A 23752-nucleotide genomic window follows, 5' to 3' on the forward strand; every position below is an offset into this window, starting at 1 on the left:
GTTGCGCAAGGGCCGGGTGGGGGCGCCACCGAGGCGGCCGCAGTGGTCGCGGCGCCCACGCCCAAGCCGGCGGCCCGCCCCGCCGTCGACGGCGCGCCTGCGGCGGACGGCGAGCGCGCCCCGCGCAAGCGCCGGCGTCGTCGCGGCGGCCGTCCGCTGGAAGGCGCCGAGGGTGCGGCGCCTGCCACCGTCGCCACCAGCGACGCGCCGGCCAAGCCGGTGCAGGTCAGGGCCGCGCGCCAGGGCGAGCGCGCCGCCGCGCCGGCCGCCGCGGCGAACGATTCGTTCCTGACCCGCCTCGGCCGCAAGCTGCGTTCGCTGGTCTCCAGCTCCTGATGAACCGGTCCTCCACCGTTCGCGGCGCGCGCACGGTGGACGAAAACCCGGGCCGCTCCGGCATAATCGCCGGATGAGCGTTCTGCGGTTCGACAATGTCAGCAAACAGTACGCCGGTGGCCACGAGGCGCTGGTGGACGTCAGCTTCCAGGTGGAGGAGGGCGAGATGCTGTTCGTCACCGGCCATTCCGGGGCGGGCAAGAGCACCTTGCTCAAGTTGATCCACCTCAGCGAGCGCCCGTCGCGCGGTGCGGTGCTGTTCGGCGAGCGCAACCTGCTGAAGGTGCGCGGGCGGCGCGTGCCGCTGCACCGACGCGAGGTCGGCGTCGTGTACCAGGACCACCGCCTGCTGATGGACCGCAGCATCGCCGAGAACGTGGCGTTGCCGCTGATCCTGCGCGGCACCCGCCGCGCCGAGATCGGCAAGCGCGTGCGTTCGGTGCTGGAGCGGATGGGCCTGGGCCATCGCGAGAAGGCGCTGCCGTCGCAGCTGTCGGCCGGCGAGCAGCAGCGCGTCGGCATCGCCCGGGCGATGGTCGCCGAACCGCGCCTGCTGGTCGCCGACGAGCCCACCGGCAACCTCGACCCGACCCTGGCCGCCGAGATCATGCAACTGTTCGCCGAATTGCCGGCGCGCGGCACCAGCGTGCTGGTGGTCAGCCACGACCTGGCGCTGCTCAAGCAGATGCGCAAGCGCGTGCTGATCCTCGACCACGGCCGCCTGGCCGACGACATCTCCCCGCAGGACCTGGCCGAATGAGCGCACGCAACGCCGGCGGCGCCGCCGCGCCCTCGCGCCTGGGCGTGTGGTGGGACCACCACCTGCACAGCATCGTCTACAGCCTCGGCCGCGCCATGCGCAAGCCGTGGGCGACGCTGCTGACGATGGCGGTGATGGCCCTGGCCCTGGCGTTGCCGCTGGGGCTGTCGATCGCGCTGGACAACCTCAAGCAGTTCGCCGGCAGCGTGCAGCAGTCGCGCGACATCAACGTGTTCCTGAAGACCGACATCGATGCCGCCGCGGCCAACGCGCTGGCCGCGACCCTGCGCGGCCGTGCCGACGTCGCCGCGGTGGCGCTGCGCACGCCCGAGCAGGGCATGGCCGAGCTGCGCGACAGCGCCGGGCTCGGCGAGGCGCTGGACGCGCTCGACGACAACCCGCTGCCGACGTTGCTGATCGTCACCCCGGCCGCGGCCGACGACGCGCAGCTGGCCGCCTCGCTGAGCGCGCTGCCGCAGGCCGACCTGGTCCAGCACGACGCGTTGTGGCGCAAGCGCCTGGACGGCTGGCTGCGCTTCGGCGAGCGCCTGGTGCAAGTGCTGTCGGTGCTGCTCGGCGCCGGCGCGGCCTTGGTGGTCGGCAACACCGTGCGCCTGGACATCCAGTCGCGACGCGAGGAAATCGGCGTGCTGCAGTTGCTCGGCGCCAGCGACGGTTTCATCCGCCGCCCGTTCCTGTACCTGGGCGCCTGGTACGGCTTCGGCGCCGGGGTACTGGCGCTGGGTCTGATCGCCGCTTCCGGGCTGGCGCTGGGGCCGCCGCTGGCGGAACTGGCCGACAGCTACGGCAGCCATTTCGCGCTGCACGGGCTGGACGCCTTGCACTCGGCGTTCGTGCTGCTCGGCACCCTGCTGCTGGGCTGGCTCGGCGCTTGGCTGGTGACCGGCCACTTCCTGCGCCAGACGCGTCCCACCGATACCTGAGGCGCGCATGTCCCGGCACGAGCTCAAGCACCTGATCAGCGACGCCCCGCGGGTGATGGTCGTGGACGGCTCCAAGCTGGTGCGCAAGCTGATCGCCGACGTGCTGCACCGCGAGCTGCCGGATGTGGAAGTGGTCGGCTGCGCCAGCATCGCCGAGGCGCGCGCCGCGCTGGAGGCCGGCCCGGTGAACCTGGTCACCACCTCGCTGGCGCTGCCCGACGGCGACGGCCTGGCCCTGGCGCGCAGCGTGCGCGAGGCCGCCGGCCAGGCCTACGTGCCGGTGATCGTGGTCTCCGGCGATGCGCAGCAGCACCTGGTCGAACGCCGCTTCACCGAATACGTCACCGACTACTTCGACAAGGCGCTGGGCCACGAGGCGCTGGCGACCTTCATCCGCGGCTACGTGCAACCGCAGCCGGTGGTCGGCGCCACCATCCTCTATGTCGAGGACAGCCGCGTGGTGGCCGAGGCGACCAAGCGCATGCTCGAGCGGCAGGAGTTGCACGTGGTGCACGTGCTGACCGCCGAGGACGCGTTCGCGCTGCTCACCGCCGAATCGCTGGGCCGCACCACCCGCCGCATCGACCTGGTGCTGACCGACGTCACCCTGAAGGGCGAACTCAACGGCCGCGACGTGGTGCAGCGCATCCGCATCGACTTCGCCTACGGCAAGCGGCGCATGCCGGTGCTGGTGATGACCGGCGACAGCAATCCGCACAACCAGTCCGAACTGCTGCGCGCCGGCGCCAACGATCTGGTGCAGAAGCCGATCGAGGAGCGCCTGCTGGTCACCAAGGTGCTGTTCCAGCTGCGCCTGGCCAAGCTCAACGACACTGCCGTGACCTTCTGACCGATCTGCCGAACCTGCATGAGTAGCGAAGACGACACCCGGATCCAACTGGAACCCTCGTGGAAGGCGCGGGTCGGCGACTGGCTGCTGCGCCCGGAGATGCGCGAACTGGCCGCGTTCCTGCGCCAGCGCAAGGCCGCCGGCGCACGCGTGTTCCCGCCCGGGCGGCAGATCTTCGCCGCGTTCGACGCGACCCCGTTCGACCAGGTCGAGGTGGTGATCCTCGGCCAGGATCCGTACCACGGCTACGGCCAGGCGCATGGGCTGTGCTTCTCGGTGCTGCCCGGGGTGCCGGTGCCGCCGTCGCTGCTGAACATCTACAAGGAGATCGAGGACGACCTGGGCATCCGCCGTCCCGATCACGGCTGCCTGTTGCCGTGGGCGCAGCGCGGCGTGCTGCTGCTCAACGCGGTGCTGACGGTCGAGGAAGGCCGCGCCGGCGCGCACCAGGGCAAGGGCTGGGAGGGCTTCACCGACCACGTCGTGGAGACCTTGAACCGCGAGCGCGAAGGCCTGGTGTTCCTGCTGTGGGGCAGCTATGCCCAGGCCAAGGGCAAGGTCATCGACACCCGCCGCCATCGCGTGCTGAAGGCGCCGCATCCCTCGCCGCTGTCGGCGCACCGCGGCTTCCTGGGCTGCAAGCATTTCTCCGCGGCCAACGAGTACCTGCGGCGCCGCGGCGCCACGCCGATCGACTGGAGCCTGCCGCCGCGCGCGGCGCTGGACCCGGCCTTGGCCGGCGGCTGAACCGTGGTTCGACGGCGTCGCCCGGAGCGCGCCGCGTGTACGCAAATTTCGCAGCCCGGGTGCTAGTTTTGGTGCTCGTAACCGGTTACGCCTGTCTTTCCAGCGTTCCAGTGGCTTCTGTCACAGTCCGTTTCCTGATTCGAATGTTCCATAAACGGAACGCAGGAACTTTTTACTGTACCCAGCAGTCTAGTTAGTTGACTGCTAAGATGAGCCCTATGAGCCAGACCATACCTGCCACCGCGCTGGTGGCCAACAACCTCCCGATCCCCAGTCCGCTCGGTTCGCTGGATGCCTATATCGGCGCCGTGCACCAGATCCCGGTGCTGACGTCCGAAGAGGAACGCGCGCTGGCGGTGCGCTACCGCGACCAGGAAGACCTGGATGCGGCGCGCGAACTGGTGCACTCCCATCTGCGCTTCGTGGTCCACGTCGCCCGCGGCTACAACGGCTACGGCCTGCCGCTGGGCGACCTGATCCAGGAAGGCAACATCGGCCTGATGAAGGCGGTCAAGCGCTTCGACCCGGAAATGGGCGTGCGCCTGGTCAGCTTCGCGGTGCACTGGATCCGTGCCGAGATGCACGAGTACATCCTGAAGAACTGGCGCATCGTCAAGGTCGCCACGACCAAGGCGCAGCGCAAGCTGTTCTTCAACCTGCGCAAGTCCAAGACCCGCCTGGGCTGGATGAACGCGGCGGAAGTGACCGCGGTCGCCAAGGACCTCAACGTGTCCGAGCGCGAGGTGCTGGAGATGGAGTCGCGCCTGTCCGGCCGCGACATCGGGTTCGATGCGCCGTCCGACGACGACGACGACCATGCGCCGCCGTCGCCGGCCGCCTACCTGATGGCCGCCGAGGAAGATCCCTCGCAGGCCTACGAGCGCGCCGACAGTGAGGACAACCAGCTGCAGCTGCTGCGCGAAGGCCTGGCCGAACTGGATGCGCGTTCGCGCGACATCATCAAGCGCCGCTGGCTGGATGCCGACAGCAAGATCACGCTGCAGGAGCTGGCCGACGAGTACGGCGTGTCGGCCGAGCGCATCCGCCAGATCGAAGCCAACGCGCTGAAGAAGATGAAGGCGTTGTTCGTGGCGTGAGTGTGCGCCCAACTGCGGATGATCGATCCGCCAAGCAAGAAGGCCTGGTTTTCCGGGCCTTTTTCGTTGTGCCAATTCGAGCGAAGACCGGCGCTGCCGAGCCGCATTGCGGCCGCCCGGGTTGCGGGTTACGGCTCCGGCGGCGGCCGCGCCACCGGCAGATGCCAGCCGTAGCGGATCGCCATGAAGCGCAGGCCGAAGCACAGCGTGGCGCCGATCGCCAATCCCCACGGCTGCGGCAGGTGCAGCGCGTGCGCCGCGGCGACCACGCCGCCGCCGAGCAAGGCCGCCACCGCGTACAGCTCGGCCTGCAGCACCACCGGCGTGCGCGCCACCAGCAGGTCGCGGACGATGCCGCCACCGATGCCGCTGAGCATGCCGAGCAGGGTCGCGCTGAGCGGACCCAGGCCGAACGCCAGCGCCTTGCTGGTGCCGTACACCGCGAACAGCGCCAGGCCGAGCGCGTCGAAGATCTGCACCGGGTTGCGCAGGCGCTCGACCGTGTTGTGGCTGTAGAAGGTCAGCAGCCCGGCCAGGCAGGCGACGCCGAGGTAGCGCGCGTCGCCGAGCGCAGCCGGCGGGGTGGCGCCGATCAGCACGTCGCGGGCGATGCCGCCGGAGACCGCGGCCGCGCACGACAGCACCAGCACGCCGAACAGGTCCAGGCGGTGGCGCACGCCGACGGTGGCGCCGCTGATCGCGAACACGAAGGTGCCGAGCAGGTCGAGCAGGAACAGGAAGGTCGCCAAGACGGCACTGCGCAGCGGCAAGGGGCGGCTAGGATCGCAGCCCCGCCGCGGGGTGTCACGCGGCCGCTGGCGGTTCCGCTGGCGCGGGCGCAGGCTCGGCCGGGCGTTCGTCGTCGCCGAGGATGATGCGCGCCGCGCGCTGGTAGCTCCAGTACGCCCAGGCCCAGTTGAGCAGCACCACCAGGCGGTTGCGGAAGCCGATCAGGAAGAACACGTGCGCCGCCAGCCAGAACCACCAGGCCAGCAGGCCGGACAGCTGCAGGCGGCCCAGATGCACGATCGCGGCCATGCGCCCGATGGTGGCCAGGTTGCCGTAGTCGGCATAGCGGAACGGTGCGTCGCCGGGTTCGCCGCGCAGCCGTTTCGACAGATTTTCGGCGACGTGCCGGCCCATCTGCTTGGCCGCCGGCGCCACCCCGGGCACCGGCTTGCCGTCGGCCTGCTGCAGGGCGGCCAGGTCGCCGGCCACGAACACTTCCGGATGCCCGGGGATGCTCAGGTCCGGCTGCACCTGCACGCGGCCGCTGCGGTCCAGCGGCACGTCCAGGGTCCGCGCCAGCGGCGAGGCGGCCACGCCGGCGGCCCAGACCACGGTGCGTGCGGGCACGAAGGTACTGCCCAGTCGATAGCCACTGGCGTCGATGTCGGCCACCGGCACGCCGGTCAGCACTTCCACGCCGAGCTTTTCCAGCTGCCGTTGCGCCTTGGCCGACAGCCGCTCCGGGAACGAGGCGAGCACGCGCGGGCCGGCTTCGATCAGCCGCACCCTGGCCTCGGCCGGATCGATGCGGCGGAATTCGTGCTTGAGCGTATGCCGTGCGATCTCGGCCAGGGTGCCGGCCAGTTCCACCCCGGTCGGGCCGCCGCCGACGATGGCGAAGCTGAGCCAGGCCGCGCGTGCGGCAGGGTCGCTCTCGGCTTCGGCGCGTTCGAACGCCAGCAGCAGGTGGCGGCGCAGGTGCAGCGCATCGTCCAGGGTCTTCAGGCCGGGCGCGTGCCGGGCCCACTCGTCGTGGCCGAAGTAGGCATGGGTGGCGCCGGTGGCGACCAGCAGGTAGTCGTAGTCCAGCGTCTCGCCGTCGGCCAGCTGCACCTGCCGCGCCTGCTTGTCCAGGCGCACCACTTCGCCCAGGCGCACTTCCACGTTGTCCTGCTTGCGCAGGATCTGGCGCAGCGGCGCGGCGATGTCCGGCGACGACAGGCCGGCGGTGGCGACCTGGTACAGCAGCGGCTGGAACAGGTGGTGGTTGCGGCGATCGATCAGGGTGATGCGCAGCGGCGCCTTGGCCAGCGCGCGCGTGGCCCACAGCCCGGCGAAACCGCCGCCGACCACGATCAGGTGCGGCACGGGCGGGCTAGCCATGCAGGACTCCAGGAGGACGCGAAGACGAGGCGCAAGCGGCTGTCGGCACGCTGGCGACGGCTGCGGACGCTGCATGCACGCGGTGCGGCGCGGCGCCGTGATGCACGCAGCGGTCGCGGCGCCGTGCAGGAACTGGGGGCTGGAACGGCATGGCCCTATAGTAGCGCGATGGCAGGCGCAGGCAGGGATGCGGAGGGCGCGTGGGAATGCGAGCGACAGCAACGGATCGGCCTCTGGTTTCGCCCGCGGCGACGCCGTCGCGGGTGGGCGGCCTGCTGTTCGCGCTGAAGACCTGGGTGCTGCAACTGCGCCGTGCACTGCGCGATCTGCGCGGCGGACCGCGCCGGCATCGCCGCGATGCGGGACTGCCGATCGCCTCTGCGGCGGTATCCGAATCGGTCACCGCGCTATGGCCGGAGTCGGAGGAGACCTCGCCGCTGCTGGTCGCCGGCAAGATCCACAACCTGCGCGTGGCCGCGCGTGCGCTGCACGGGATCGAAGTGCCGGCCGGCGCCACCTTCAGTTTCTGGCGGCAGCTGGGCCGGGCCACGCGCCGGCGCGGCTTCGCCGCCGGGCGCGAACTGCGTGAAGGCTGCCTGGTGCCGTCGATCGGCGGCGGCCTGTGCCAGCTGTCCAATGCGATCTACGACGCGGCGTTGCGCCAGGGCCTGCAGATCGTCGAGCGCCATCGGCATACCCAGGTGATCGCCGGCTCGCTGGCCGAGCGCGATCGCGACGCGGTGGTGTTCTGGAACTACGTGGATCTGCGCCTGCGCGCGGAGTCGGCATGGCGCCTGGAAGTGTGGCTGGATGGCGATGACCTGCACGTGCGCATCCTCGGCGGCGCGCCGGCCGTCGCCGCGTTGCCGTTGCTGCCGCTGCGGCGCGCGCCGGCAGCGACGGCGGCGAACGACTGCACGCGTTGCGGCCGCGAGGCATGCCACCGGCATGTGCCGGCGAGCGCGCAGGGCCTCCGCCGCACCTGGCTGGTGGACGAGGACTGGCCGGAATTCGCCGACGACCGCCGGCGCCGCATGCAGCCGGGCGATCGGGTGCTGGCGCTGCGCCGGAGCAGCGTCGCCGCGGTGCGGGCGGCGTTGCTGCAACGCTGGTGGCTGCGCCGCGGGCTGCCGTTGCCGCAGGTGCGGCAGCGCGCGCAGCGCATCCGCCTGCGCGCGCTGCAGCGCCTGCTCGGCGCGCAGGATGTCGAACTGGTGGTGCCGCAGAGCCTGCTGCCGGGCCTGTGGCTGGCCGGCGAACTGCAGGGCCGGCGCTGGGACGTGTGCATGACCGCGCTGCCGATGCACCTGCTGCAGGCGCGCCTGGACGTGGCGGCGCAGCGCCATCCCGACAGCGCCACGCTGCGCGATTTCCGCGCCGATCCGCGGCTGGTCGAGGCCGAGCGCGCGGCGCTGGCGCAGGCGCGGCACTGGATCACCCCGCATCGCGAGCTATTGGCGTTGGCCGGCAGCCGCGGCATCGCCTTGCAATGGCGGCAGCCGTTGCCGCCCGCAGCGCCATCGCCCAGCGGCGATGGCGCTGCCGCGCAGGTGCTGCTGGCGGCGTCGGCGCTGGCGCGCAAGGGGGCGTTCGAACTGCGCGAGGCGTTGCGCGGTTTGCCGGTGCAGTTGCTGTTGCCGCCAGGCGCGCAGGAGACGCCGCAGTTCTGGAGCGGTTTCGATGTGCGCCGGGTCGCGTCGATGGCCGCGGGCGTGCAGGCGGCCGCGGTGGTGGTGCTGCCGGCCTGGATCGAGCAACAGCCGCGTGGCGTGCTGCTGGCCTTGGCGCTGGGCAAGCCGGTGATCGCCACCGCCGCCTGCGGTCTGGGCGCGGACGACGGCGCGTGGCGCTGCGTGGAAGCCGGCGACAGCGCCGCGCTGCGCGCGCAGCTGGTCGACGTGCTGGGTTTGCCGGGCTGAGAAAGCGGGACGCGAACGACGCGCTCGGCTCAGTACAGATCCTGCGGATCCACATCCAGCGACCAGCGCACCCGCCGCGCCTGCGGCAGCGCATGGATCGCCGGCACCGCCGCGTCCAGCACCGCATGCAGCGCGCGCCGCGTCGGCGCCGACAACAGCAACTGGGTGCGCTGGAAACCGGCACGGCGCGGCATCGGCGCCGGCATCGGCCCGAAACGCTGCACCTCGGCCTGCTCCGGCAGCAGCGCGCGCACCGCGCCGAGGAAGGCGTTGGCGTGTTCGACCTGCTTGGCTTCGGCGCGCAGCAGCGCCAGGTACGCGAACGGCGGGAAGCCGGCCGCCTCGCGCTGCGCCAGTTCGGCCTCGGCGAAGGCGTGGTAGCCGCCGTGCACCAGGGTCTCCAGCAGCGCATGGCCGGGATGGTGGGTCTGCAGCCACACCTCGCCCGGGCGCGCGGCGCGGCCGGCGCGTCCGGCGACCTGGATCAGCTGCTGCGCCAGTTTCTCGCTGGCGCGGAAGTCGGCCGAAAACAGGCCTTCGTCGATGCCGACCACCACCACCCGGGTCAGCTGCGGCAGGTCGTGGCCCTTGGCCAGGATCTGCGTGCCAACCAGGATGCCGGGCTGCGTGCCGAGCGTGGCCAGTTGCGTCTCCAGCGCATCGCGGCGCTGGGTGGTGCCGCGGTCGATGCGCAGCACCGGCACGTCGGGGAAGGCCTGCAGCAGGCGTTCCTCCAGGCGCTCGGTGCCGATGCCCTGCGGCTGCAGCGCCAGGCTGCCGCAATCCGGGCAGGCCAGCGGCGCCGGCTGCCGCGCGCCGCAGTGGTGGCATTGCAGGCGCCGGCCGCCGGCATGCACGGTCATCGGCGTGGCGTGCAGCGGGGTGCTGCAGCGCTGGCACGGCGCGGTCCAGCCGCAGTCGTGGCACAGCAGCACCGGCGCGTAGCCGCGGCGGTTCTTGAACACCAGCACCTGGCCGCCGTCGGCCAGCGCGCTGCCGATGCCGGCCAAGACCTCCGGCGACAGGCCGTCCTGCAGCGGCCGCTTGCGCACGTCGAGCACGCGTACCGTCGGCGGCCGCGCATCGCCGGCGCGGCGGGTCAGGCGCAGGTGCGCGTAGCGGCCGCTGGCGGCGTTGTGCAGGCTTTCCAGCGACGGCGTGGCGCTGCCGAGCAGCACCGGCACGTCCAGCGCCTTGCCGCGGACCAGGGCGAAATCGCGGGCGTGGTAACGGATGCCGTCCTGCTGCTTGTAGCTGCCGTCGTGTTCCTCGTCGATCACGATCAGGCCGGCCTGCGGCAGCGGCACGAACACCGCCGAACGGGTGCCGACCACCACCCGCGCCTCGCCGCGCCAGGCCGCGGCCCAGACCCGCGCGCGCTCGTTGTCGGTGAGTCCGGAATGCAGCGCGTGCACCGGCACGCCCAGGCGCGCGCGGAACCGCGCCAGGGTCTGCGGGGTCAGGCCGATCTCCGGCACCAGCACCAGCGCCTGGCGGCCCCGCGCCAGGCAGGCGGCGATGGCCTGCAGGTAGACCTCGGTCTTGCCGCTGCCGGTGACCCCGTCGAGCAGGAACGGGGCGAAGCCCGGGGCGGCGACGATGGCGTCGATCGCGGCCTGCTGTTCGTCGTTCGGGGTGGGGCCGGGCTGCGGCTGCGGCGCCGCGGTGCTGGCCGGCACCGCGATGCGTTCGGCGAAGTCGCGCTTGGCCAGGCTGCGCGCGGCGCTGCGCCAGTCGTCCATGGCCTGGTCCAGGCGGTCCTCGTCCAGCGGCGCGGCCCGCAGCAATTCGGCGAAGCGGTGCGGGCGGGTGCCGGGGCGGGCGCGGTGGCTGGCGCCGGCCTCGGTCAGGCGCCAGGCCCAGGCGTGGGTGTCGGGCAGCGCCTCGCCGCGGCGCAGGGTCACCGGCAGCGCCGTCGCCAGCACCTCGCCCAGCGGCGCATGGCTGTAGCGGGCCAGCCAGTGCAGCGAGTCGGCCAGCTCGCCATGCAGCAGCGGCACCGGGTCCAGCCAGGCCAGCGCCGCGCGCAGGCCCTCGCTGTCCTCGACCTGGCCGAGCGCGGCGACCACCCCGCTCAGTTCGCGATTGCCGAACGGCACCCGCAGGCGCCGACCGATCGCGTCGGCGGCGTCGTCGCCAGGCGGCGGCAGGTAGTCGAACAGCTGCGGCAGCGGCAGCGGCAGGGCGACGCGGAGGGTGGCGGCAGGGGACGGCATCGGCGCTAGTTTAGCGGTCGGGGACGGGGGCCAATGCCCCCTCGGCGGTGGTCGGCAGGGAGCGCCAGTTGCACGCGATAGCTGCTCGCAAAGTGATAAACAAGTCGTAAATAGCTGCCCCGCTTGGAGAATCGATTTTATCCACACCCGCTGTGGATAAAGCTGTGCATGAAAGGGATGCTCCACGCCGTGAAGACGGATTCACAAGCCTCTGCCACAAGTTGGACAAAAAAGCGCCAATCGGATAAATCCAATAAATAACAACAACTTGGCCGTGAAACATGGCTGCAACATGATTTCGCGGGGGCTTGACAGGAGGCGCCGCCCGCGCCTCCGGGGCGCTGTGCACAACCCGTCGCCGCGATCCGCCCGGCTGGCGCCTGAAGCAGCCGATCGGCGCGCCGTTGTCAAGCGCGCGGCGCGGCGGCGGCCTCGCTATCATCGCGCCGATGATGGAGTTCCGATGACCGCCGCGCCCCCCTCCGACGGCGCGGTCGCACCGCCCGCCCTGGCCGCCTTCCTGCGCGGCATCGAACGCCGCGCCGCGGTGCTGGCCGAGTTGCAGAGCGGCAGCGTCGAGCGTGGCGCGCCGGCGTTGGCGGCGGCGATGCGCGCGTTCCGCAGCCATGCCGCGACCCTGCCGATGGCCGACTGGCCGCTGCGCTTCTGGAAGCTGCTCGCCGCGGTGCCGTCGCTGCGCCAGGTCGCGACCGCCGCCGGCAGCGGCTGGCCCGCGCCGCTGGCGCACCTGGGGGAATTGGGCGCCGCCGACCGCCTGGCGCTGCTGCTGCGGATCGTGGCCGGGCTGGACGAGCCGACCGCGGCGCAGGTCCTGAACCAATCCACCCAGGACTACCAGCAGGCGCTGGCGCGGGCCTGTCCGCGCGATGCCGGCGGGCGTCCGGACGCCGCCGGCTGGCGCGCGTTGGCCGACGCCGCCCAGCAGCACCTGCGCGAACTGCCGCCGCAGCGGCTGCAGGCGCTGGCGCACCTGCGCGATGCGGCCATCGCCGGCGCGGCGCCCACACCCGCGGCGACGCCGGCGGCGCCTGCTGCGGTCCGTCCGCGCCGTCGCGGCGGCGGGCGCGGGCTGACCCGGCCACGGCTGGCGGCCGCGGTCGTCGTGCTGGTGGCCCTGGCGCTGCTGGGGACGCTGTGGTGGGGGCGGGCGCCGTCGCGGCCTGCGGCGACGGACGCCGGTTCGAGCCTGGCGCTGGGCGATACCGGGCCGGTGCAGGTGGAGGAACTGCCGGCCGAGTCGGATGCGCCCACCGCGCCGCCGTTGCCGGCCGCCGCGCCGGCGCCGCTGCCGGAACCGGCGGTCTACGACCTGGACTTCTTCGCCTGGTACGCGGCGGGCGCGCCGCCGGCACGGATCGAGCGCAGCGCGCCGAGCGCGGAGGACCTCGCCGAAGCCGCCGCCGCCCAGGCCGCCACCGGCAGCGCCGCAGCGGCGCCAGCCGCGGCCGCCGACCCGCCGCCGGCGCTGACCCCGGCGCAGTTGCGCGAGCGCCAGGCCGCCTGGGAGGCGCTGGACGCCACGGTGCAGGCGCGCCTGCGCCAGGTGGCCAGCGCCTTCGCCGGCTTGCCGGTGGAGCAGCAGCACACGCTGCGCGCGCAATTCGCCGCACTGGATGCGCTGGAACGCCACGGCTGGTTGCTGGGCCCGGAACTGGGCAGCGAGTACTGGGCGTTGCAGCCGCTGTTCGGCTATGTGCCCGACGCGCAGCGTGCGGCGCTGCTGGGCCTGCTGCGCACATTGCCGGCCGAGCAGCGCGAGCACCTGGCGCTGTTGTCGCAGCGCACCCCGCCGCAGGAGCGCGCGGCGCTGCGCCGCGAGTTGCTGGCGCAAGGCGCGGACGCGCGCGCGGCCTGGCTGCGCCAACGCGCCGCGCGCTGAGCGCAGCATCCGCCGCTCTCCGCTCTCCGCTCTCCGCTCTCCGAGTCCCGAGTCCCGAGTCCCGAGTCCCGAGTCCCGAGTCCCGAAGCCTGCGTCAACCAGCCGCGCAGGTTAAACTGCCGCCCCTCCGCCACCCGGCGCCGGCGCTTTCCTGCGCGGCCGCAGTCGGCGGGATCGCCAGAGTCTTGCAATGTCTTCGTCCTCCACCCCGGCGTCGGTCCGGGGCCGCGAATTGCGCACCACCGCGCAGCTCGCCCTGCCGCTGGTCCTGGGGCACATCTCCGCCGGCCTGATCAGCTTCGTCGACAACGTGATCGCCGGCCACCACGGCACCCGCACGCTGGCCTCGGTCACGGTCGGCACCGCGTTGCTGTGGCTGCCGATGATGATTCCGATCGGCACCCTGATCGCGTTGACCGCGTCGGTGTCGCAACTCGACGGCGGCAAGCGCCATGCGCAGATCGGGCCGATGTTCCGCCAGGCGCTGTGGCTGTCGCTGGGCCTGGGCGTGCTGATGTTCGCGTTCCTGAGCGTGATGCCGATGGCGCTGCCGCAGCTGGGCATCGCTCCGGAGATCGTGCCCGGCGCGCGCGATTTCCTGCATGCGATCCGCTGGGGCGTGCCGGCGATGGTGCTGTACTTCTGCATGCGCTATCTCAGCGAGGGCATGCACTGGACGCTGCCGACGATGCTGCTCGGCTTCGGCGGGCTGCTGGTGCTGGCGCCGCTGGGCTACGTGCTGACCTTCGGCCTGTTCGGGCTGCGCGAACGCGGCGCCGGCGGGTTGGGCATGGCCTCGGCGATCATGATGTGGCTGCAGGCGCTGTGTTTCGCCATCTACCTGGCGCGCTCCAGGCGCTTCGCGCCGCTGCGTCTGTTCGCGACCTTCGAGGCGCCGGACCTGCGCGCGATCGGCGGGCTGCTGAAGACCGGGCTGCCGATCGGCATCACCATCCTGATGGAAGGCGGGCTGTTCATCGTCACCGCGCTGCTGATCGCGCGGCTGGGCGAAGTGCCGGCGGCCGCGCACCAGATCGCGATCAACGTGGCGCAGCTGTGCTTCATGGTGCCGATGGGCGTGGCCGAGGCGACCACGGTGCGGGTCGGGCGCGCCGCCGGCGGCGGCGACGCGGTCGGCGTGCGCGGCGCGGCCTGGGCCGGCTATACGATCGTGCTCGGCACCCAGGCGCTGTCGGCGCTGGTGCTGCTGTTCGGCCACGACGCCATCGTCGGCGTCTACACCCGCGACATCGCGGTGGCCGGGCTGGCGTCCACGCTGCTGCTGTACGCGGCCGCGTTCCAGTTCCCCGACGGGGTGCAGGTGCTGTCGGCCGGCGCGCTGCGCGGGCTCAAGGACACCCGCGTGCCGATGCTGCTCGCGCTGTGTTCCTACTGGGGCCTGGGCATGCCGCTGGGCGCCGGGCTCGGCCTGTGGCTGGGCTGGGGACCGCAGGGCATGTGGATCGGGCTGATCCTGGGCCTGACCGCTGCCGCGGTGATGATGGCCGCGCGCTTCCGGCTCAGCAGCGGGCGCCTGCTCGCCGCCGCGGCTGCCTGACCCCTGACTTCAGGCGCATGTGCGGCGCCGGCACAGCCGGTATGCTGCACGCGCGCAAGACGCCTTCCTTCCGGAGTTTTCCATGAACCAACCCGTGCGTCGCAGCCCCATCGCCAGCTTCTTCGTTGGCCTGTGGGATGTGATGAACTTTACCCGCCGGCTGATCCTGAACCTGGTGTTCTTCGGCTTCCTGCTGCTGCTCCTGCTGGCGATCGTGTTCGCGATGGCGCGTGGCGATGGCGCCAAGACGCTGCGCGACCGCACCACGCTGTTGATCGCGCCGGAAGGCACCCTGGTCGAGCAGTTCAGCGCCGATCCGGTCAGCCGCGCGCTGACCAAGGCGATGGGCGACAAGGGCGCCGAGGAGATCCAGCTGCGCGATCTGATCCGCGTGCTGGAAGCGGCCAAGACCGATCCGAAGATCGAGCGCGTGGCGCTGCGCCTGGACAAGCTGCAGCCGAGCGGGTTCGCCTCGATGCGCGAAGTGTCCGCGGCGCTGCAGGACCTGCGCGCTTCCGGCAAGCAGGTCGTGGCCTACAGCGACAGCCTGAGCCAGGCGCAGTACCTGCTGGCCGCGCAGGCCAACGAGGTCTACCTGGACCCGATGGGCTCGGTGGTGCTGGAAGGCCTGGGCCGCTACCGCCAGTACTTCCGCGAAGGCCTGCAGGACAAGCTCGGCGTGGACGTGCACCTGTTCAAGGTCGGCGAGTTCAAGTCCGCGGCCGAGCCGTACGTGCTCGACGCGGCCTCGCCGGCGTCCAAGGAAGCCGACCTGTTCTGGATGAACGACGTGTGGCAGCGCTACGTGGCCGACATCGCCAAGGCGCGCAAGCTGGCGCCCGAGCAGATCTCCGCCGGCATCGACACGATGCCCGAAGGCATCGCCGCGGCCGGCGGCGACATGGCCAAGTTCGCGCTGCAGCAGAAGCTGGTCGACGGCCTGAAGACCCGCGAGGAGGTCGAGGAACTGCTGACCAAGCGCGGCGTCGCCGACGACGATGCCGATACCGGCTTCCGCAACGTCAATCTGGATGCCTACCTGCAGCAGCTGGACCTGCGCCGTTCGCCGGTGGATTCGCGGCCGCAGGTGGCGGTGGTGGTCGCCGCGGGCGAGATCAGCGGCGGCGAGCAGCCGGCCGGGCGCATCGGCGGCGAGTCGACCGCGGCGTTGCTGCGCGACGCGCGCGACGACGAGGCGGTCAAGGCGGTGGTGCTGCGCGTGGATTCGCCCGGCGGCGAAGTGTTCGCCTCCGAGCAGATCCGCCGCGAGGTGGTGGCGCTGAAGGCGGCCGGCAAGCCGGTGGTGGTGTCGATGGGCGATCTGGCCGCGTCCGGCGGCTACTGGATCAGCATGAACGCCGATCGCATCTACGCCGACCCGTCGACGATCACCGGCTCAATCGGCATCTTCGGCATGATCCCCAACCTGACCCGCAGCCTGGACAAGATCGGCGTGCATACCGACGGCGTCGGCACCACCCGGTTCGCCGGTGCGTTCGACGTCACCCGGCCGATGGATCCGGTGGTCGGGCAGGTGATCCAGTCGGTGATCAACAAGGGCTATGCCGACTTCACCGGCAAGGTCGCGCAGGCGCGTAACAAGCCGGTCGAGGCCATCGACCAGGTCGCGCGCGGCCGCGTGTGGAGCGGTGCGCAGGCCAAGGAACGCGGCCTGGTGGACGCGTTCGGCGGCTTCAAGGACGCGGTGGCCGATGCCGCCGCGCGGGCCAAGCTGGGCGATCGCGACAAGTACCGCGTGCGCTACATCGAGAAGCCGGCCACGCCGTTCGCGCAGTTCGTCAGCGGTTTCGCCGGCAGCCGCATGGGCGCGTGGATGCTGGGCGACTCGGCCCTGGCCCACGCCGTGCTGGCGCGCAGCATGCCGGAGCTGGATACGCAGCTGCGCTTCGTGCAGGACGCGACCGACAAGCGCGACGGGACGCCGGTCAAGGCGCTGGCCTACTGCTTCTGCGGTTTCTGATGCAGGCCTGATGCAGGCGCGTCCGCCACTGGCGGGCGCGCTGCGAGCAACGACGAACGCCGGCCGATGCCGGCGTTTTTCATTGCCCGGTGGCGGCGTCGATCGCCGCGTTCTGCGCGGCGGCGGACTGCTCGGTGCCGGCGGCCGCCTGCTTGGCGCGGTCCAGCGGCTGCGCGATCGCCGCGCGCAGCGCGCCGGCCTGCGGCTCGGGCGGCTTGTCCGGCGGTTTCGGCGGCGCCGGCTTGCAGGCGGCCAGCGCGGCCAGCAGCGACAGTGCCAACGTCATCAAGCGCAGTGAACCGGTCATGGCAGCGACCTCGTTGAGCGTGGGCGTTATCCTACGCCCACCCCGGTGCAGACAGGCAAGGCGATGCAGCAACGTTGGCGGCTGGACGGACAGACCGCATTGATCACCGGCGCCAGCGCGGGCATCGGCCTGGCGATCGCGCGCGAGTTGCTCGGCTTCGGCGCCGAGCTGATGCTGGTGGCGCGCGACATCGATGCGCTGGAAGCGGCGCGCGACGAACTGGCCGATGCCTTTCCGGAGCGGCGCATCCTGGCGCTGGCCGCGGACGTGGCCGACGACGAGGACCGGCGCGAGATCCTGGACTGGGTCGAGGACCATGCCGACGGCCTGCACCTGCTGATCAACAACGCCGGCGGCAACCTGAGCAAGGCCGCGGTGGACTACACCGAAGACGAGTGGCGCGGCATCTTCGAGACCAACCTGTTTTCGGCGTTCGAGCTGTCGCGCTATGCGCATCCGCTGCTGGCGCAGCACGCGTCCGCGGCGATCGTCAACGTCGGCAGTGTGTCCGGGTTGACCCACGTGCGCAGCGGCGCGCCCTACGGCATGACCAAGGCCGCGCTGCACCAGCTGACCCGCAACCTGGCCGCCGAATGGGCCGAGGACGGGATCCGGGTCAATGCGGTGGCGCCGTGGTACATCCGCACCCGCCGCACCTCCGGGCCGCTGTCGGATCCGGACTACTACGAGCAGGTGATCGAGCGCACGCCGATGCGCCGGATCGGCGAGCCGGAGGAGGTGGCGGCCGCGGTCGGCTTCCTGTGCCTGCCCGCGGCCAGCTACATCACCGGCGAATGCATCGCGGTGGACGGTGGATTTCTGCGCTACGGGTTCTAGGGCGCCGGTAGACCGGCGAGTGCCGGCCACGCCCTGTAGGAGCGGCTTCGGCCGCGACGCTTTGCTGACAATGCCTGTCGCGGCTGAAGCCGCTCCTACAGGGGCAGTGTCGGGTGCAGGGGCAGTGTCGGATCGAACATCCGCGGGGGCACCCTAGTCCGGCGCGCCGCAGTTGCTCGCCTGCAGCAGGTGCTGGCGACGCAGGAATTCCTGCCGCAGCTGCTCGGCGTGCTCGGATGTGGCGAAACGCCAGTGCGTCTCGGCTTCGGCCACGTAGGTTGCCCAGGCTTCGCAGGCGCCGGCCTCCGGCAGCGCCTCGCAGCGGTCGCGCAGCACTTCGCAGGCGCTGCCGCCGGTCCTGTCGGGGCTGCCGTCCAGGCCCATGGTGCGCAACGGCACGCAGCGCGGCGTCGGCTCGGCGGTTTCGCCGACGTAGCGTTGCTGCTCGTAGGTGGTACAGGCATACAGCGTGGGCGGCGGCAGGCGCGGCGCGGTCTCTGCCGGCGCTGGCGACGGTGGATCGGGCGTGGCGGCGGCAGCGGCCGGTGCGGGGGCCGGCGGTATCGGCGCGGCTGGTGCCGCTGGCGCCAGTGTGGGGGCGCGGCCGACGCCCTGCATGAGTTTCTTTTCCTGGCGCATGCCCTTGGGGCACGGCTGGTTCTGCACGGTCAGGTTGTCGTGCGCATCGGTGCAGCGATAGAACACCACTTGCTCGGCCTGCGCGGCGCCGGCGCAGGCCAGGAGCGCGGCGAGGCAGGCGCCGCCCCGCATCTCAGCCGCTGCCGCAGTCGCGGTCGAGCCGCGCGTCGATGCCGCGCTGTTCGGTTTCCAGCGCGCGGCGCTCGCTCTGCAGCGCACTGTTGTAGCGGCGTATCAGTTCCCAGCGGCGGTCAGTCAGGCGTGCGCACACTTCCTGCGGCGGCAGCACGTTGCAGGTGTCGCGGATCAGGGTGCTGCCGGCCGGGACCACCACGCCGACGCCGGGATACACCGGCCGCGGCGGGCGCGGGTGGCCGCCTTCGCCGCCACCATTGCCGCCACCGCCACCGCCACGACGATGGCCGTAGCCATAGCTGCCGGCATAGCCGACGGTCCACAGCGGCACCCAGCGCGGATTGCCTTCGTTGTCGTCGCTGGTATAGCGCTGGCCCTCGCTGGTGACGCATTCGTACATCGGCTGCGGCGGTTGCACGGTGACGATGCGGATCTCGCGCTGCGGCAGCGGCGCCGGCGCCGCGGCGTCGCGCGCCGGGTCGGTACTGAGCGTGGTGGTCGGGCGCGGCGGCGGATCGCGCGGGCGCTGCATGTCCAGCACCTGCTGCTGGCGCGCGTTCTCGCAGGGCGCGTTCTGCAGGCTGACCGCGCCGGAACTGCCGATGCAGCGGTAGATGCGCACCGACCCTTGCGCGCCATCGCTGCTGGTGGTCCGTGTGCTTTGCGCCCAGGCGGCGCCGGCCAACGGCAACAGCGCGGTCAGGAGCAAGGCAGGGCGGGTGGGGCTGGGCATGCGCGCATCTTGCGCGCCTTCGCCGGCCAGGGAAAGTGAAGGTGGGTAGGGAGTCGCCCTGCGCTCAGGCGCGCAGGATCTCGCCGCTGACCGCGTCGCGGATCGGAGTGGGCTGGGCCAGGCCGCCGGTTTCGCCCCCGACCACGCCGTCGAGTGCGGCCAGCAGGTGCGGATCCAGTTCGGCGCGCTGCCGCGCCGGCGGCTCGCCGCCGCGGTTGGCGCTGGTCGAGACCAGGGCGCCGCCCCAGGCGCGGCACAGCGCGGCCACCTGCGGGTGCGCGCTGATCCGCACTGCGATGCTGCGGTGCGCGCCGGTGATCCAGGGCGGCGCCTGCGCCGCGGCCGGCAGCACCCAGGTATGCGCCCCGGGCCAGCTGGCCAGTACCGCGGCCAGGCGCTCCGGCGGCAGCGCCGGCAGATCCAGCAGCGGCCGCAGCGGCTCCAGTTCGGCGGCAACCACGATCAGGCCTTTCTCCACCGGGCGCTGCTTGATCTGCAGCAGGCGCGTCACCGCCGTCTGGTCGTACGGATCGCAACCCAGGCCCCAGACCGCCTCGGTCGGGTAGGCGACGACACCGCCCTGGCGCAGGGCGGCGACGGCTTGGCTGAGCGACAGATCGGTCATGCGCGCATGATGCGGCAGGCTGTTTTGTGGGGCAATGCCGGAGGGCCGGGATGACCAGCCATTCGGCTGTGGAGAGCGGGGATTGGGGATTTGGGATTGGCAAGAGCGAAGCGCGCTTTGCTGCCGGTTCCGGGTTCGATTGCTGTCGGGCGGCGTGGGCGGTGCGCAGGCGGTGGGGCTGATGCGCAGGCTGTGGCGGCTGCGGTTGTTCCGGTCTGCGCGGCGCCGCTTCCGAATGCACCGGTGGAGCTCGATTGCGGCAAGCGCGAACGGATCGCTTGGCGCGATGGATGGCGATTGCGGCCATCCGGCGCCGCTCCTGCGGATGTGGCATCCGCAGGAGCGGGGTGGTGGATCAGGCGGGCTTGGCCGCGGCCTTCTTGACCACTTTCTTTGCGGCTTTCTTCGCGGTCTTCTTTGCCGCCTTCTTGACCGCCTTCTTCGCCGCGGGCTTGGCCGGGGCGTCGGCCGCGGCCTTCTTGGTTGCGCTCTTCTTTGGCGCCGCTTCCTTCTTCGCCGCGGCCTTCTTCGCGCCGAAGCCGCGCCGCGCCGGCTTGCCGGTCTCTTCCAGCAGCTTCTGCACTTCTTCCAGGGTCAGCGTTGCAGGCTCGCGATCCTTGGGGATCTTGCCGTTGAGCTTGCCGTCGCTGATGTACGGGCCGAAGCGGCCGTTCAGCACCTGGATGTCGCTGCCGTCGTATTCCTTGATGATGCGGTTGCGCGCGATCTCTTCCTTCTCCTCGATCAGGAACACCGCGCGCGCCAGGTCGATGGTGTACGGGTCATCTTCCTTCTTCAGCGAGGCATAGACGCTGCCGCGCTTGGCGAACGGCCCGAAGCGGCCGATGCCGACGCTGACGTCCTCGCCCTTGTCCTCGCCCAGCGCGCGCGGCATCAGGAACAGCTCCAGCGCGTCTTCCAGGGTGATGGTGTGCATGCTCTGGCCCGGCCGCAGCGAGGCGAACTTGGGCTTGTCCTCGGCGTCCTCGGCGGTGCTGCCGATCGCCGCATACGGCCCGAACCGGCCCAGCCGCACGCTGACCGGCTTGCCGGTCTTGGGGTCGGTGCCGAGTTCGCGCGCGCCGGTGGCCTCGGAGCGGTCCACCGATTCCTTCTTCTCCTCGACCAGTTCCTTGAACGGGCCCCAGAACTTCTCCATCAGCGGCCGCCATTCCTCTTCGCCGCGCGACACCGCGTCCAGCTCGTCCTCGAGCTTGGCGGTGAAGTCGTAGTCGACGTAGCGGGTGAAGTGGCCGGACAGGAACTTGCTGACCGCGCGGCCCACGTCCGAGGGGCGGAAACGGCGCGCGTCCAGCTCCACGTACTTGCGGAACAGCAGGGTCTGGATGATCGAGGCATAGGTCGAAGGGCGGCCGATGCCGTATTCCTCGAGCGTCTTGACCAGCGAGGCTTCCGAGTAGCGCGGCGGCGGCTCGGTGAAATGCTGGTCGGCATGGATGCGGTCGAGCGGGATGCGGTCGCCGGGCTTCATCGGCGGTAGCTTGCGGCCCTCGTCCTCGTCCTCGGCGGCCTTCTGGTCCTTGCCTTCCTCGTACACGGCCAGGAAGCCCGGGTCGATCACCGTGGTGCCGCTGGCGCGGAAGCTGTGCTCGTTGCCCGCAGCCAGTTCCACGGTGACGGTGTTCATCGTCGCCGGCACCATCTGGCAGGCCACCGCGCGCTTCCAGATCAGCTCGTACAGGCGGCGGCCATCGTCGTCCAGGTACTTGGCCATCTGCGCCGGGGTGCGCAGCGCGCTGGTCGGGCGGATCGCCTCGTGCGCTTCCTGCGCGTTCTTGGACTTGGTCTGGTACATGTTCGGCTTGTCCGGCAGCGCGCCGGTGCCGAAGTCGCGCGCGATCACGTCGCGGATCTCGGCCAGCGCGTCCTGCGACAGGTTCACCGAGTCGGTACGCATGTAGCTGATCAGGCCGACCGTGCCTTCGTCGCCCAGGGTCACGCCTTCGTACAGCTTCTGCGCCACGCGCATGGTGCGGCTGGTGGTGAAGCCGAGCTTGCGCGAGGCTTCCTGCTGCAGCGTGGAAGTGGTGAACGGCGGCGCCGGGCGGCGCTTGCGCTCCTTGCTGGCCACGTCGGTGACGTGCAGCGCGCCCTGCGCGGCCTTCTGCAGGCGCATCCGCGCGTCTTCGGCGGTGTCGCCGTCGGTGATGGTGAACTGCTCGAACTTCTGCCCGTCGAGCTTGACCAGCTTGGCCGCGAACGGCTGCGAGGGGTGCAGGCAGTCGGCGCCGATGCTCCAGTATTCGCGGGCGACGAAGGCTTCGATCTCTTCCTCGCGCTCGACGATCATGCGCAGCGCCGGCGACTGCACGCGGCCGGCGGACAGGCCGCGCTGCACCTTGCGCCACAGCACCGGCGACAGGTTGAAACCGACCAGGTAGTCCAGCGCGCGCCGCGCCTGCTGCGCATCGACCAGGTCCACGGCGATCTGCCGCGGGTTGGCCATCGCCTCCTTGATCGCGCGCGGGGTGATTTCGGTGAACACCACCCGGTGCAGCGGCTTGTCCTTGAGCAGCCCGCGCTCCTTCAGGATCTCCGCGATGTGCCAGCTGATCGCCTCGCCCTCGCGATCCGGGTCGGTCGCCAGATAGATGTCGTCGGCGACCTTGGCGGCCTTGGCGATGGCCTCGACGTGCTTCTCGTTCTTCTCGATCAGCGCGTAGCGCATCGCGAAGCCGTCGTCCGGATCCACCGCGCCCTCTTTCGGGATCAGGTCGCGCACGTGCCCATACGAGGCCAGGACGTGGAAGTCCTTGCCGAGGTATTTGTTGATCGTCTTGGCCTTGGCGGGCGATTCGACGATGAGCAGGTGCTTGGACATGATGAGGTGGGCTTCGAATGGGCGGGGCGGGCGCCCTGGGGGCGGTAGGGTGGCGCAATTGCTCCGGTTAGTGAAGCGTTGCGGTGTTCAGAGAGGCCGACGCCCGGGGCTGGTACCCCGGGCGTTCAGCTGCGTCTCTTTTTATTAGTGGACATGTCCGGCGGCGGCTGTCAAGCGCGACCGCCCGATCAAGTCTCCGGCATGGGGGCTTCGCCGACTTCCGTCCGCCGGGTCTCCCCGGTCCCGAGTCCCGGCCGTCAGTGCCAGCCGCCCTTGGCGGCCAGGCCGATGGCCAGGATGACCAGCAGCAGGATCCCGACCATCAGCACGCCGAACAGCGACAGGATCACCACGGTGACCGTGCCCAGCTTGTGCTGCTGCCACTCCGGGTGGTCGGTGTAGGCCCACTTGTCCACCACCAGGGTGTCGCAGAGCATGTCGTGCAGGGCCTGCTTGCGCTCGGTGAAGGCGGCCATCAGGAAGCCGATGAAGATGGTCAGGCTGCTCAGCAGGAAGCCGAAATAGCGGCCGATGCCGCGGCCGACGCTGATCCGGCTGCCGTCGGTGCGCACCACCTTGATGCCGACCGCCATCTTGCCCAGCGTGGCCTGCTTGGACGAGGCGTGGAACAGGCCGAAGTACAGCGCCGACATGCCCAGCGGCACCAGGTACACCAGCACCAGCATGACGATGCCGCCGGCGGTGGCGAAATCCGGGGTGCTGCCGCCGCCGAGGCCGCTGAAGCCGAAGAAGCCGAGCATGATCACGAACTGGATCACCTGCGCGACCATGCCCACCAGCATGCCGTCGATCAGATAGGCAGCGGTGCGCTTCCAGAAGCCGGCCTGCACCACCTCGCCGCCGGCGACGAAGCGTGGCTCCTCGCCGAGCGTGGCGGCAGGCGCGGCATAGGGCGAATGCGCTGCGGCGTCGGATTCCGGCGCGGCCCAGGCCGCGGGCAACGCCTGCGCGGGCGGCGTCGGCGCCGCCTCGACGGCGTCGCTCGGCGCGATCGCCGCCGGCGCCTGGGTCAGGCCCAGTTCGTCGACGAAGTCGGCCAGCGGATGCCATTCGCTGAGGCCGTCGCGCCACACCAGCGTGGTCAGGCCGACGTCGCCGCGCTGGAAGCGCTGCTGCAGGTCGTCGGCGGGCATCGGTCCGTGACGCTGCTGCGCGGCGTCGGCGTAGTACCACTCACTCATTCCTGTTCCCCG

19 protein-coding genes and 1 pseudogene are annotated in these 23752 nt (G+C 71.4%); 11 read left to right on the forward strand and 9 right to left on the reverse strand.

Annotation, left to right across the window (positions count from 1 at the left end; translation table 11 throughout):
- From rhlB to rpoH, 6 genes are all read left to right on the forward strand, one after another.
- Nucleotides 1-336: ATP-dependent RNA helicase RhlB (rhlB, locus tag H9658_RS22905; protein WP_263604322.1), on the forward strand; the 336-nt coding region annotated here is incomplete at its 5' end.
- A 73-nt stretch (nucleotides 337-409) separates the two neighbouring features.
- A complete protein-coding gene (gene ftsE, locus H9658_RS09150; protein WP_047324490.1) occupies nucleotides 410-1096 on the forward strand; it encodes a cell division ATP-binding protein FtsE in 687 nt (228 codons plus the stop codon).
- A complete protein-coding gene (gene ftsX / locus H9658_RS09155) occupies nucleotides 1093-2040 on the forward strand; it encodes a permease-like cell division protein FtsX (protein ID WP_179567760.1) in 948 nt (315 codons plus the stop codon). The genes ftsE and ftsX overlap by 4 nt, the downstream gene beginning before the upstream one ends.
- A gap of 7 nt (nucleotides 2041-2047) precedes the next feature.
- Complete coding sequence (locus H9658_RS09160; protein ID WP_179567758.1) at nucleotides 2048-2890, forward strand: response regulator; 843 nt, start codon at nucleotides 2048-2050, stop codon at nucleotides 2888-2890.
- An 18-nt stretch (nucleotides 2891-2908) separates the two neighbouring features.
- Nucleotides 2909-3637: a uracil-DNA glycosylase gene (ung, locus tag H9658_RS09165; protein ID WP_191825120.1), complete on the forward strand. Its 729-nt coding sequence runs from the start codon at nucleotides 2909-2911 to the stop codon at nucleotides 3635-3637.
- 218 nt (nucleotides 3638-3855) lie between these two features.
- Nucleotides 3856-4734, forward strand: a complete 879-nt coding sequence (rpoH, locus tag H9658_RS09170) for an RNA polymerase sigma factor RpoH (RefSeq protein ID WP_003469114.1) — start codon at nucleotides 3856-3858, stop codon at nucleotides 4732-4734.
- Between the two features lie 128 nt (nucleotides 4735-4862).
- On the opposite strand, the gene H9658_RS09175 is transcribed toward rpoH, so the two are convergent.
- A complete protein-coding gene (locus H9658_RS09175; RefSeq protein ID WP_191825121.1) occupies nucleotides 4863-5483 on the reverse strand; it encodes a trimeric intracellular cation channel family protein in 621 nt (206 codons plus the stop codon).
- A 55-nt stretch (nucleotides 5484-5538) separates the two neighbouring features.
- Entirely contained in the window at nucleotides 5539-6846 is a 1308-nt protein-coding gene (locus tag H9658_RS09180; RefSeq protein WP_191825122.1) for an NAD(P)/FAD-dependent oxidoreductase, read from the reverse strand.
- Nucleotides 6847-7109: 263 nt separating this feature from the next.
- On the opposite strand from H9658_RS09180, the gene H9658_RS09185 reads away from it, so the two are divergent.
- On the forward strand, nucleotides 7110-8765 hold the full coding sequence (locus H9658_RS09185) for a VanW family protein (RefSeq protein ID WP_318241268.1): 1656 nt from the start codon (nucleotides 7110-7112) through the stop codon (nucleotides 8763-8765).
- 29 nt (nucleotides 8766-8794) lie between these two features.
- On the opposite strand, the gene H9658_RS09190 is transcribed toward H9658_RS09185, so the two are convergent.
- A complete protein-coding gene (locus H9658_RS09190) occupies nucleotides 8795-10981 on the reverse strand; it encodes a primosomal protein N' (protein WP_191825124.1) in 2187 nt (728 codons plus the stop codon).
- A 463-nt stretch (nucleotides 10982-11444) separates the two neighbouring features.
- On the opposite strand from H9658_RS09190, the pseudogene H9658_RS22910 reads away from it, so the two are divergent.
- From H9658_RS22910 to sppA, 3 genes and pseudogenes are all read left to right on the forward strand, one after another.
- Nucleotides 11445-12410: pseudogene (locus tag H9658_RS22910) on the forward strand (hypothetical protein); the annotation flags it as partial.
- A 661-nt stretch (nucleotides 12411-13071) separates the two neighbouring features.
- Entirely contained in the window at nucleotides 13072-14439 is a 1368-nt protein-coding gene (locus tag H9658_RS09200) for an MATE family efflux transporter (protein WP_179567745.1), read from the forward strand.
- An 82-nt stretch (nucleotides 14440-14521) separates the two neighbouring features.
- Nucleotides 14522-16420, forward strand: coding sequence for a signal peptide peptidase SppA (gene sppA, locus H9658_RS09205; RefSeq protein ID WP_191825125.1), 1899 nt, complete (start codon nucleotides 14522-14524; stop codon nucleotides 16418-16420).
- Nucleotides 16421-16499: 79 nt separating this feature from the next.
- On the opposite strand, the gene H9658_RS09210 is transcribed toward sppA, so the two are convergent.
- Nucleotides 16500-16727, reverse strand: coding sequence for a hypothetical protein (locus tag H9658_RS09210; protein ID WP_191825126.1), 228 nt, complete (start codon nucleotides 16725-16727; stop codon nucleotides 16500-16502).
- 63 nt (nucleotides 16728-16790) lie between these two features.
- Between H9658_RS09210 and H9658_RS09215 the strand changes: the two genes are divergently transcribed.
- Complete coding sequence (locus H9658_RS09215; RefSeq protein ID WP_179567739.1) at nucleotides 16791-17564, forward strand: SDR family oxidoreductase; 774 nt, start codon at nucleotides 16791-16793, stop codon at nucleotides 17562-17564.
- 153 nt (nucleotides 17565-17717) lie between these two features.
- Here H9658_RS09215 and H9658_RS09220 read toward each other — a convergent pair whose 3' ends face one another.
- The 5 genes from H9658_RS09220 to H9658_RS09240 form a co-directional block, all read right to left on the reverse strand.
- Nucleotides 17718-18335 (reverse strand): DUF4124 domain-containing protein, encoded by a 618-nt coding sequence (locus H9658_RS09220; RefSeq protein ID WP_191825127.1) that lies wholly within the window; start codon nucleotides 18333-18335, stop codon nucleotides 17718-17720.
- A gap of 1 nt (nucleotide 18336) precedes the next feature.
- Nucleotides 18337-19071: a DUF4124 domain-containing protein gene (locus tag H9658_RS09225; protein WP_191825128.1), complete on the reverse strand. Its 735-nt coding sequence runs from the start codon at nucleotides 19069-19071 to the stop codon at nucleotides 18337-18339.
- Nucleotides 19072-19135: 64 nt separating this feature from the next.
- Nucleotides 19136-19696 carry an L-threonylcarbamoyladenylate synthase gene (locus H9658_RS09230; protein ID WP_191825129.1) on the reverse strand — a complete coding sequence of 187 codons (561 nt, stop codon included), beginning with the start codon at nucleotides 19694-19696 and terminating at the stop codon, nucleotides 19136-19138.
- A 355-nt stretch (nucleotides 19697-20051) separates the two neighbouring features.
- The gene (locus H9658_RS09235; RefSeq protein ID WP_191825130.1) at nucleotides 20052-22538 is read right to left on the reverse strand and encodes a DNA topoisomerase I; all 2487 of its coding nucleotides are present in this window, start codon (nucleotides 22536-22538) and stop codon (nucleotides 20052-20054) included.
- Between the two features lie 257 nt (nucleotides 22539-22795).
- Nucleotides 22796-23740 (reverse strand): RDD family protein, encoded by a 945-nt coding sequence (locus H9658_RS09240; RefSeq protein ID WP_191825131.1) that lies wholly within the window; start codon nucleotides 23738-23740, stop codon nucleotides 22796-22798.
- Nucleotides 23741-23752: the final 12 nt, after the last annotated feature.

Origin of the sequence: Xanthomonas bonasiae (assembly GCF_014836395.1) — a bacterium.
Lineage (GTDB): Bacteria > Pseudomonadota > Gammaproteobacteria > Xanthomonadales > Xanthomonadaceae > Xanthomonas_A > Xanthomonas_A bonasiae.

Excerpts from the sequence above, each read along its gene's own strand:
- ftsE (WP_047324490.1), top strand. The coding sequence starts at position 410 with ATGAGCGTTCTGCGGTTCGACAATGTCAGCAAACAGTACGCCGGTGGC.
- ftsX (WP_179567760.1), top strand. The coding sequence starts at position 1,093 with ATGAGCGCACGCAACGCCGGCGGCGCCGCCGCGCCCTCGCGCCTGGGC.
- H9658_RS09160 (WP_179567758.1), top strand. The coding sequence starts at position 2,048 with ATGTCCCGGCACGAGCTCAAGCACCTGATCAGCGACGCCCCGCGGGTG.
- ung (WP_191825120.1), top strand. The coding sequence starts at position 2,909 with ATGAGTAGCGAAGACGACACCCGGATCCAACTGGAACCCTCGTGGAAG.
- rpoH (WP_003469114.1), top strand. The coding sequence starts at position 3,856 with ATGAGCCAGACCATACCTGCCACCGCGCTGGTGGCCAACAACCTCCCG.
- H9658_RS09180 (WP_191825122.1), bottom strand. The coding sequence starts at position 6,846 with ATGGCTAGCCCGCCCGTGCCGCACCTGATCGTGGTCGGCGGCGGTTTC.
- H9658_RS09190 (WP_191825124.1), bottom strand. The coding sequence starts at position 10,981 with ATGCCGTCCCCTGCCGCCACCCTCCGCGTCGCCCTGCCGCTGCCGCTG.
- H9658_RS09200 (WP_179567745.1), top strand. The coding sequence starts at position 13,072 with ATGTCTTCGTCCTCCACCCCGGCGTCGGTCCGGGGCCGCGAATTGCGC.
- sppA (WP_191825125.1), top strand. The coding sequence starts at position 14,522 with ATGAACCAACCCGTGCGTCGCAGCCCCATCGCCAGCTTCTTCGTTGGC.
- H9658_RS09210 (WP_191825126.1), bottom strand. The coding sequence starts at position 16,727 with ATGACCGGTTCACTGCGCTTGATGACGTTGGCACTGTCGCTGCTGGCC.
- H9658_RS09215 (WP_179567739.1), top strand. The coding sequence starts at position 16,791 with ATGCAGCAACGTTGGCGGCTGGACGGACAGACCGCATTGATCACCGGC.
- H9658_RS09220 (WP_191825127.1), bottom strand. The coding sequence starts at position 18,335 with ATGCGGGGCGGCGCCTGCCTCGCCGCGCTCCTGGCCTGCGCCGGCGCC.
- H9658_RS09225 (WP_191825128.1), bottom strand. The coding sequence starts at position 19,071 with ATGCCCAGCCCCACCCGCCCTGCCTTGCTCCTGACCGCGCTGTTGCCG.
- H9658_RS09230 (WP_191825129.1), bottom strand. The coding sequence starts at position 19,696 with ATGACCGATCTGTCGCTCAGCCAAGCCGTCGCCGCCCTGCGCCAGGGC.
- H9658_RS09235 (WP_191825130.1), bottom strand. The coding sequence starts at position 22,538 with ATGTCCAAGCACCTGCTCATCGTCGAATCGCCCGCCAAGGCCAAGACG.
- H9658_RS09240 (WP_191825131.1), bottom strand. The coding sequence starts at position 23,740 with ATGAGTGAGTGGTACTACGCCGACGCCGCGCAGCAGCGTCACGGACCG.